This window comes from Paraconexibacter sp. (genome assembly GCF_041602235.1).
Lineage (GTDB): Bacteria > Actinomycetota > Thermoleophilia > Solirubrobacterales > Solirubrobacteraceae > Paraconexibacter.
Map to the genome: position 1 here is coordinate 1 of NZ_JBFIGP010000144.1, position 9104 is coordinate 9104.

At 71.8% G+C, this 9104-nt stretch carries 11 protein-coding genes; 7 read left to right on the forward strand and 4 right to left on the reverse strand.

Annotation, left to right across the window (positions count from 1 at the left end; all coding sequences use genetic code 11):
• Positions 1 to 588 (forward strand): hypothetical protein (locus tag ABYE80_RS12330; protein ID WP_372790584.1); only part of this gene is annotated, 588 nt, incomplete at its 5' end.
• A gap of 257 nt (positions 589 to 845) precedes the next feature.
• Complete coding sequence (locus ABYE80_RS12335) at positions 846 to 2000, forward strand: Mrp/NBP35 family ATP-binding protein (protein WP_372790585.1); 1155 nt, start codon at positions 846 to 848, stop codon at positions 1998 to 2000.
• A 70-nt stretch (positions 2001 to 2070) separates the two neighbouring features.
• Here the strand turns inward: ABYE80_RS12335 and ABYE80_RS12340 are convergent, their stop codons facing one another.
• The 3 genes from ABYE80_RS12340 to ABYE80_RS12350 all read right to left on the reverse strand — a co-directional run bounded on the left by ABYE80_RS12340 (position 2071) and on the right by ABYE80_RS12350 (position 3619).
• Positions 2071 to 2628, reverse strand: a complete 558-nt coding sequence (locus ABYE80_RS12340) for a hypothetical protein (RefSeq protein ID WP_372790586.1) — start codon at positions 2626 to 2628, stop codon at positions 2071 to 2073.
• A gap of 65 nt (positions 2629 to 2693) precedes the next feature.
• Entirely contained in the window at positions 2694 to 3254 is a 561-nt protein-coding gene (locus tag ABYE80_RS12345) for a hypothetical protein (protein WP_372790587.1), read from the reverse strand.
• A gap of 101 nt (positions 3255 to 3355) precedes the next feature.
• Positions 3356 to 3619, reverse strand: a complete 264-nt coding sequence (locus ABYE80_RS12350; protein ID WP_372790588.1) for a ferredoxin family protein — start codon at positions 3617 to 3619, stop codon at positions 3356 to 3358.
• A 97-nt stretch (positions 3620 to 3716) separates the two neighbouring features.
• Here ABYE80_RS12350 and ABYE80_RS12355 point away from each other — a divergent pair, with 97 nt between their 5' ends.
• Together ABYE80_RS12355 and ABYE80_RS12360 are read left to right on the forward strand one after the other, a co-directional pair.
• A complete protein-coding gene (locus ABYE80_RS12355) occupies positions 3717 to 4340 on the forward strand; it encodes a sulfite oxidase-like oxidoreductase (protein WP_372790589.1) in 624 nt (207 codons plus the stop codon).
• A gap of 42 nt (positions 4341 to 4382) precedes the next feature.
• Complete coding sequence (locus ABYE80_RS12360) at positions 4383 to 5306, forward strand: NAD(P)H-binding protein (RefSeq protein WP_372790590.1); 924 nt, start codon at positions 4383 to 4385, stop codon at positions 5304 to 5306.
• A 23-nt stretch (positions 5307 to 5329) separates the two neighbouring features.
• Here the strand turns inward: ABYE80_RS12360 and ABYE80_RS12365 are convergent, their stop codons facing one another.
• Positions 5330 to 6781 carry an amidase gene (locus ABYE80_RS12365; RefSeq protein WP_372790591.1) on the reverse strand — a complete coding sequence of 484 codons (1452 nt, stop codon included), beginning with the start codon at positions 6779 to 6781 and terminating at the stop codon, positions 5330 to 5332.
• Between the two features lie 69 nt (positions 6782 to 6850).
• On the opposite strand from ABYE80_RS12365, the gene ABYE80_RS12370 reads away from it, so the two are divergent.
• The 3 genes from ABYE80_RS12370 to ABYE80_RS12380 form a co-directional block, all read left to right on the forward strand.
• Positions 6851 to 7504: an ABATE domain-containing protein gene (locus ABYE80_RS12370; RefSeq protein ID WP_372790592.1), complete on the forward strand. Its 654-nt coding sequence runs from the start codon at positions 6851 to 6853 to the stop codon at positions 7502 to 7504.
• Positions 7501 to 8775 (forward strand): MFS transporter, encoded by a 1275-nt coding sequence (locus ABYE80_RS12375; RefSeq protein ID WP_372790593.1) that lies wholly within the window; start codon positions 7501 to 7503, stop codon positions 8773 to 8775. Before ABYE80_RS12370 ends, ABYE80_RS12375 begins: the two co-directional genes overlap by 4 nt.
• Positions 8776 to 8801: 26 nt before the next feature.
• A partial coding sequence (locus tag ABYE80_RS12380; RefSeq protein WP_372790594.1) for a citrate/2-methylcitrate synthase occupies positions 8802 to 9104 on the forward strand: 303 nt, incomplete at its 3' end.

Consider the following 9104-nt stretch of genomic DNA (forward strand, 5'->3'; position numbering starts at 1 on the left):
CGCAAGACCGCCGCCACCAAGGCCAAGACCCAGGCCAAGAGCACCGCCAAGAGCGAGGCCGCCGAGGTCAAGGGCACCGTCGAGACCGTTTCCGAGTACGCCGAGAAGGCCGTGCTCGTGCCGGTCGGCGCCGCGCTGATCGGTCGCGACAAGCTCGTCGCCACCGTCGAGGACCTGCGCGCCAGCTACGGCACCCGCGCTGCTGCTGAGAAGGAGCTCAAGGCGCGCCAGAAGAAGCTCGAGACCCAGCTGAAGAAGTTCGAGCGCCGCGGTACCACCGCCCGCAACAAGGTCGAGCGCGAGGTCAAGAAGACCCGCACCCAGGTCGAGCGCGAGCTGCGTCAGCGTCGCACGCGCTTCGAGCGCGAGGTCAAGAAGACCCGCACCCAGGCCGAGAAGGAGCTCAAGGCCTTCCGTGCCGACCTCGAGAAGCAGGCGCAGACGGTCACCAAGGACCTGAACCTCGGTGACGTCCAGGCCCGCGCCGAGTTCGTCACGGCTCGCGTCGAGAACCTGGTGCAGACCGGCGTGACCGCGGGCCAGAAGGCCGGCAAGACCGTCCAGGAGCGTGTCGCTTCCCTCGTCTGAGGGTAAGACCACCCCGAACTTCCCGCCGCGGTCCCGGAGAGGGGCCGCATCGGGCGGAAGATCTGTCGACCTCATATCTCGTCGACAGACGTAGCACCCTCTCCTCCCTCGGCCTCGGGCCCGGTCCTCGGACCGGGCCCGAGGTCTTTCTCCTCCGCTCCCCGCCGATCCGCGGAATCCTCAGGGGCTCGGACCCCGGAGGGTTCCGCGGGTCCCGTGGAACGGGGCGCGCCGGCGGGGTCTGAGACAATGGGCCCATGACTTCCCGCGAGAACGTCCTCGAATCCCTGCGCGCCGTGATCGATCCGGAGCTGCGCGAGGACATCGTCACGCTCGGGATGGTCCGGAGCATCGAGATCCACGAGGACTCCGGCACGGTCGACGTGACCGTGTCGCTGACCACGCCCGGCTGCCCGATCAAGAACCAGTTCCAGGTCGCGGTCGCCGACGCCGTCGGTGCCCTGGAGGGCGTGCAGGCCGTCAACGTCGCGTTCGACGTCCTGAGCGATCAGGAGAAGGGCGAGTTGCAGCGCAAGCTCGGTCGCGGCACCCTCCCGGCGGGCGCGCTCGCCCAGGTGCAGAACGTGATCTGCGTCGGATCGGGGAAGGGCGGGGTCGGCAAGTCCTCGATGACCGCCAACCTCGCCGCGGCGCTCGTGGCCGACGGGAAGACGGTCGGCATCCTCGACGCCGACGTCTGGGGCTACTCGATCCCGCGCATGTTCGGCCTGGGTGGCCAGCGTCCCCCCGTCAGCGCCTCGCGCAAGATCATCCCGATGGAGGCCGGCGGCGTGAAGGTCATGTCGATCGGGTTCTTCGTGCAGGAGGACAGTGCCGTCGTCTGGCGCGGGCCCATGCTGCACAAGGCGCTCACGCAGTTCCTCGAGGACGTCGAGTGGGGGGCGCTCGACTACCTCCTGGTCGATCTCCCGCCGGGCACCGGCGACGTGTCGATGACGCTCAGCCAGCTGCTGCCGCAGGCCAAGTTCGTGATCGTCACCACGCCGCAGCCGACCGCGCAGAAGGTCGCTCGCCGCAGCGCCGAGATGGCTCACAAGGTCAACCTCGAGATCTGCGGCGTGATCGAGAACATGAGCGGCTTCACCACGCCGTCGGGTGAGCGCTTCGCCATCTTCGACGAGGGCGGAGGACAGGCGCTCGCCGACGAGCTCGACGTCCCGCTGCTCGGCAAGATCCCGCTCACCATGCCGCTGCGCGAGCAGGCGGACGCCGGCCTCCCGCTCGTCGTTCACGACCCGGACGACCCGGCCGCGCAGGCCGTGCGGCACGCGGCGCGCGGGCTGATCGCCCTGACCCCGGCGCCCCTGCCCATGATGTCGGCGAGCGCTCCGACCCTCGACGTGATCCCCCCGTCGGGGCCGGCCTCCGGCATCTCCCTCCCGATGGCCTGAGCCACCGGGGGTGAACGCCGACGGGCGGCCTTGCGGCCGCCCGTCGCCCTACGCGGTCTGTCGCCCGGTGTCAGCTCTTGGAGAGCTCGTCACACTTCGGGGCGCCCTCCTTGAGCTCCTTCGGCGCCTCGAGGTTCTCGAGCGGGTTGGACTGCTTCGACAGGTCGGTCAGCGCGCCCTGCAGCTCCGTCAGGCCCGAGGTGTCGCCCTTGGCGACGCCCGACAGGTCGATCTCCTTGAGCTTGCCCGCCGTGGTGGTCGCGATGCCGGCCACGTCGTTGATGCCCTTGGTGAGCTTGTCGTTGAAGTCCTTGTACTCGCTCGGGACGTCGGCCTCGCCGAGCTTGCCGATCTCGGTCTTCAGGGTCGTGCCGTAGTCACCGAGCACGTCGCCCAGCGCGGTCGCGGCCTTGGCCGGGTCGGAGCCCGCGCTGCTGGCGGCCGCCTGGACGTCGCCCTCCAGCGACTTCTGCTTCGTCAGCAGGGCGTCGCAGAAGGAGTTCAGGGACGCCTGATAGTCCTTCTTGCTCGAGTCGTCGCCGCCGCAGGCCGACAGACCGAGCGTCGCGGCTGCGCCGAGGATGAGGGCGCCGGACCGGACGCGCGCCGTGAGGTTCGTGATCACCATGACGCCAGCCTAAGGGATCGTCGGCCGCCTGCGGGTGCAGGTGCCCGCCCCGTGGAGGTCGCCCGTCAGTCCGTGAGATCGGCGCAGTTCGGGGTGGCCTTCTCGAGATCCGCCGGAGCCTTCAGCTCCTTCAGGGGGTTCTCCTGCTTGGAGAGCTCGCCCAGCGCCGTCTGCAGCTCCGTGAGACCCGACGTGTCGCCTTCCGCTGCGCCGGAGAGATCGACCGCCTTGACCTTCTCCGCGGTCGTGGTGCTGATCTTCGCCATCTCCGCGATGCCTGTGGCCAGTTCCTCGTCGAACTGCTCGTACTCATCGGGAACGCCGGTCTCCTCGAGCTTCTTGCGTTCCGCGGAGAGCGTCTCGCCGTAGTCGGCCAGGAAGCTCGCCATCGCTGCGGCCTGCGCGGCGGGGTCGTTGCCGCTCATGACCTTCTCGACGTCGGCCTGCAGCGACTTCTGCTTGGCGGTGAGATTGCCGCAGAAGGCGTTCAGGGACTTCTGGTAGTCCGCCTTGCTGGCGCCCTTGTCGTCGTCATCGCCGCCGCAGGCCGAGAGGCCGATCGTCGCGGCAGCGCCGAGGATGAGGGCGCTGGAGCGAACGCGCACGGAGAGCTTCGTGATGGGCACGGTGCCACCTTAATGCGTTCGAGCGCCTCGGTCGCGACCGAGACGCTCGGGGTGCGGCGTACAGCGTCCTGGGCCGGCGCCGGAGGGCGCGCGGCGAACCGTCACTTGGTCGCGAAGTACTCCGCGTTGATCTGGACGAACTTGGACCACTCGTCCGGCAGCTGGTCCTCGGCGAAGCAGGCGTCCACGGGGCAGGCTTCGACGCAGGCGTCGCAGTCGATGCACTCCTCGGGGTCGATGTACAGCTGCTCGACCTTGTCGTAGTCGGGCTCATCGGGCGTCGGGTGGATGCAGTCGACCGGGCAGACCTCCACGCAGGAGTTGTCCTTGGTGGCGATGCAGGGCTCCGCGATGACGTAGGCCATGTGCTCCTCGGGTTTCTAAGACGGCAAGATGCGGTCGTCATACTACGACAGGAACGGCTGAGACCCCTCACCCGTGCGGCTTATCTGAACCCCCCGAATGGGCATCACATCGAAGATGATCGGCGAGCGCGGACGACGCCAGGCGGACAAGCTGGGCGTCGATCCCGGACGTGTCCCTCCCGGCCAGTACCTGACCGAGCGCTTCCCCGTGCTGACCGTCGGCCGCAACCCGAAGGTCGACCTCGAATCGTGGTCGCTGTCGATCTGGGGCGAGGTCGAGAACCCGTTCGCGCTGCGGTGGGGCGAGCTGATGGCGATGGAGCAGGTCACGGTGACCACCGACATCCACTGCGTGACGCGCTGGTCGAAGCTCGACACCACCTGGACCGGGGTCCGGGTTCGGGACCTGCTGGCGCGCGCAGGCGTCAAGCCCACCGGGACGCACGTGATGGCGCACAGCGACGGCGGCTACACGACGAACGTGCCGATCGAGGCCCTGATGGCCGACGACGTGCTGGTGGCGCACACCTACGACGGGGAGCCCCTCGAGCCCGACCACGGCGCTCCGCTGCGGCTGCTCGTCCCGTCCCGGTACTTCTGGAAGTCGGCGAAGTTCCTGCGGCAGCTCGAGGTCATGCCGGAGGATCGGCAGGGCTTCTGGGAGCTGAACGGGTACCACAACGACGCGGACCCGTTCACCGAGCAACGTCACTGGTTCTGACCGCCGGGCCGCGCCCGGCCCGTCCGGATAGCCTCCAGGACGATGCTGCTGCTCACCGGTGCCACCGGGACCACGGGTGCCGCTCTGCTGCGACGCCTGACGGCCGCCGGCGTCCCCACGCGGGTTCTCGTCCGTGACCCCAAGCGACTCGGCCCGGAGCGGGTGCGCGTCCAGATCGCGCTCGGTGACCTCGCCGACCCGCCGTCCTTCCGCAACGCGCTGCGGGGCGTCACGACGGTGGTGCACCTCGCGGCGGCCAGCCGTGACCAGCCGCAGGGGTCGATCGAGGAGCTCGGGGGCATCGCGACCTGGCGCATGGTGGCGGCCGCCGAGAAGGCCGGGGTGGAGCACTTCGTGTTCTTCAGCGCGCTGTCCGCCAGCGCGCACAACCGCACCCGGTTCCTGCGGTCCAAGGCGCTGGCCGAGAAGGCGGTCGCCGAGAGCGGGCTGCGGCACACGATCTTCGCCCCGTCGATCGTCTACGCGCCCGGCGATCCGGCGCTGACGCTGATCGCCCGGCTCGCGCTGCTCCCGGTCGTGCCGATGAGCGGCCGGGGCCGCGCGCTGTTCCAGCCCATCTGGGCCGACGACGCCGCCGACTGCGTGATGAGCGTGCTCGGGCACCGCCCGGCCGGCGCGGAGATCCGCGCCGCGGGCGGCGACGACGCGGAGGTCCCGCGCTCGGCCCGGTACGAGCTCGCGGGGCCCGAGACGCTGACGGGCCGTGAGCTGGTCGACGTCGCGGTGCGCGCGGCCGGGCGCCCCCGGCCGATCCTGCCGGTGCCGACCGCGATCACGTCTCGCGTGCTGCGGGCCGCCGAGCTCCTGGTCTCGCATCGCGCGCTCGCCACGTGGGACGAAGCCGAGCTGCTCGAGGTCTCGATGACCTCACGGTCCGGCACGGCCGACGCGGAGCGGCTGGGCGTGTCACCGCGGCGCATGGCCGCGGTGCTCGGCGCGGCTTGAGCGTCGGCCGGTCCAGCTCGCCGTCAGGAGACCGGGGCGCGTCGGTCCGTCCAGGGGGCGGCCCGCTCGAGCTGGGCGGCCAGCGCGAGCAGCGTGCCTTCCTGCGCAGGTTGCCCGACGAGCTGCACCCCCACCGGCAGGCCTGCGTCGGGATCGTCCTGGGGCCGGTCGTAGAGCGGAACGGAGATCGCCGGCGAGCCCGTGATGTTGGAGATCGCGGTGTAGGGCGTGAACTGCCCGGAGCGGGCGAAGTCCGCCATCGGATCCGCGGAGCACGCGTCGATCGTCCCGATCGGCACGGGGGCCTCGGCGAGGGACGGCATCAGCAGGACGTCCCACTGGGCGGACCAGCTCACGATCGCCCGGGCGAAGCCCTGCAGCTGGGCGTCGGCGAGGGCGGCCTGCGTGGCGTCCAGGTTCTGGCACAGCTGCCAGATCGCCCAGCTCAGCGGCTCCATGGAGTCCTCGGTGACCTCGCGCCCGCTGACCATGCTCGCGAACGCCATCTGCATGGTCAGCGCGGGGCCGAAGGAGGCGGTGAACAGGTGCAGCACCCCCGGCACCGTCCACGGGACGTCCTGGACCTCCTCGACCTCGTGCCCGGCGGCGGCGAGCAGCTGGGCGGCGTCGGTCACGGCGCGCGCATGGACCGGGTCGAGGACCGCGTTGTCGAGGGGGGACTTGGTCACGACGGCGATCCGCAGGCGGCCCGGCTCGCGTCCCGCGGCCTCGGAGAACGGCACCGCCGGCTCGGGTGCCCAGGCGGTGTCACCGAGCTCGTAGCCGGCGAGGATGTCCAGGAGCGCGGCGGTCTCGCTCACGGTTCGCGTGAGGACGCCGTCCTGCACGAGGAACTGGTACCCGAGGTCGGGGGCCAGCGAGATGCGCCCGCGCTGGGGCTTGAGCCCGACGAGGCCGCAGCACGCCGCCGGGATGCGGGTGGAGCCTCCCCCGTCGTTGGCGTGCGCGATCGGCACCATCCCCGAGGCGACCGCCGCGGCGGACCCACCCGAGGATCCCCCAGGGGTGCGGTCGGTGTCCCAGGGGTTGCGCGTCGCCCCGAACCGCGCAGTCTCGGTGACCGGCAGGATGCCGTACTCCGGGAGGGTGGTGGAGCCGACGATCACGAAGCCGGCGGCCTTCAGGCGCCGCACGGTGTTGTGGTCGGCCGGGGCGATGAAGTCCCCCATGAGGTCCGCGGCGAAGGTCAGGCGCCGACCTTCGATCGCGCGGTTGTTCTTGATCGCGATGGGCACGCCGGCGAAGGGCCGGGGGTCGTCGCGCGTGATCCCGTCGGCCTCCGCGAGCGCCTCCTCGGCGTAGACGTCGACGAAGGCGTTCAGCTCGGAGTCGAGCGCGTCGATGCGGTCGAGCGAGGTCTGGACGAGCTCGCGGCTGGACAGCGCGCCGCTGCGCACGTGTGCTGCGAGCTCGGTGACGGGGCGGAAGAGCAGATCGGCGGCGGTCTCGGGCATGCGGTCGAGCCTACCCGCCGCACGAGGTCCTCCGCGACGACGTAACCGGTTGACTGCTATCATGTGGTTATGCAGGTTCGCGAGATCACCGAGCAGGACGTCGACCTCCCCGAGTCGCTCGACCTGCCGCTGCGGACCGGCGCGCCGTACTGGTACTGGCTCGGCGGCCGTCCCTCGCTGGACCTCGTGAACACGCTCCGGGAACGGTGGCGCCGGCAGGTCGAGACGCTGTGCAGCGTCGACGACCTCGGGCAGTGGCTGGTGGCCGCCGGCCTCATGGAGCAGGTGCCCGCGCGGATCCCGCGCCGGGTCCTCGACGAGGCACGTGACCTGCGGGAGGCCCTCGACACGCTGGTGGTGGCGGCGATCGACGGCACCGCCTCGCCCCAGGACGCCGTCGCGCTCGTGGACGACTGGCTCGTCTTCGCCGGCGCCCGCCCGCAGCTCGTTCTCGGGGAGCACGGGGTGCCCGTGCTCGGCGAGCGGCCGGCCGCGGACTCCCCTCGGCGGGCGCTCGGCGTGCTGGCGTTCGACGCCGCACGGATGCTGGGTCAGGCGGACGCGCGGGCGCGCATCCGCATCTGCGGTGCGGAGGACTGCAGCGCCCGGTTCTACGACCGCTCCCCCGGGGGCCGGCGTCGCTGGTGCTCGATGCGCACCTGCGGCAACGTCGCCAAGGCCCGGCGCCACCGGGCCCGGGCACGGCAGGAGACGGAGGGATGAGCACGCCTGCCGTCGGTCCGCTCGTCTTCGCGCCCGGGCGCTACCGCTGGGTCGTCCTCGGGGTCGGCGCGCTCGGTGCCGGCGCGTTCAACTCCCTGCGCATGGGCCTGCCGGCGGTGTCCCCCGAACTCCGCGCCGCCTACGGCCTGTCGCTGTCGCAGGTCGGCCTCGCGTTCACCGCCCTCGGGGTCGGGGTGCTCGTGACGCTGGTTCCGTGGGGCATGCTCAGCGACCGCATCGGCGAGCGCCGGGTCATGGCCGTCGGACTCTGCGGGGTGACCGGCGCGCTGCTCCTGGCGGCCTCGGTCCGCACGTATCCGATGCTGCTCCTCGCCTTCGTGCTCGCGGGCATGTTCGGCGCCAGCGCGACGGGCGCGTCCGGTCGGGCGGTGATGGGGTGGTTCCCTCGTCGGGAGCGTGGGTTCGCGCTCGGGATCCGCCAGATGGCGCTGCCCCTCGGCGGCGCGGTCGCGGCGCTCGGGCTCCCCGCGCTCGCGGCGCTCGGCGGTCTGCAGCTCGCCTTCCTCGGGCTGAGCGCCGTGACGGCGGCGGCGGCCATCGCGGCCGCGATCTGGCTGCGTCCGCCCCCGCCCCTGCCCGACTGGGCCGCGGCAGCAGCAGCCGCCATGGCCGACGAGCCGCCCCCGACGCGAGACCCGCGGGCGTGGCGCCTGGGTGCGGGCAGCGCCCTCCTGGTGATCGCGCAGGCCGTCCTCATCGGGTTCCTGGTGCTGTGGCTCGTCGACGTGCACGACTGGTCGCCGGGCCTGGCCGCCGGAGCCCTCGCGGCGACCCAGGTCGGTGGCGCCGTCGCACGGATCGTCGCGGGCCGACGCTCGGACCGCGCCGGGGCGCGGCTGCCGATGCTGCGGGCGATCGCTCGCCGCAACGCGCTCCTGCTCGCCGGCCTGGCGGTGCTCGCGAGCACCGGGTCGTGGGTGTCCATCCCGCTGGGCCTGGCGGCCACGGTGTCGACGATGAGCTGGAACGGGCTCGCGTTCACCGCCGCCGGCGAGATCTCCGGTCGGCACCGGGCGGGTGTCGCCATGAGCCTCCAGAACACGATCGTCGCGATGGGGACCGTGGTGGCCCCGGCGGCGTTCGGGGCCCTCGTCGCCGCCACCTCGTGGCAGCTGGGGTTCGCGCTCGCGGCCGCTGCTCCCGCCACGGCGTTCGTCGTCCTGGCGCCGCTGGTGGTCGACGAGACCGCCCGCAACGAACGTCGCGAGCTTCGGCTCGCCGGCGCTGCGGCTGCAGCGTCACCGAACTGAGATCCGAACGTGAAAGGGTTTGCCGCATGAGTGAAGTCCAGTCCGGCCTCGAGGGCGTCGTCGCCTTCGCCACGACGATCGCCGAGCCAGACAAGGAAGGCGGCGCACTGCGCTACCGCGGCGTCGACATCGAGGACCTCGTCGGCCACGTGCCCTACGAGCAGGTGTGGGGCCTCCTCGTCGACGGCACGTTCGCGCCCGGGCTCGCGCCCGCGCAGCCCCATCCGCTGCTCGTGCGGTCCGGCGATCATCGCGTCGACGTGCAGGCCGCCCTCGCGATGCTCGCCCCCGAGTACGGCTACCAGCCCGTGATCGACATCAGCGACGAG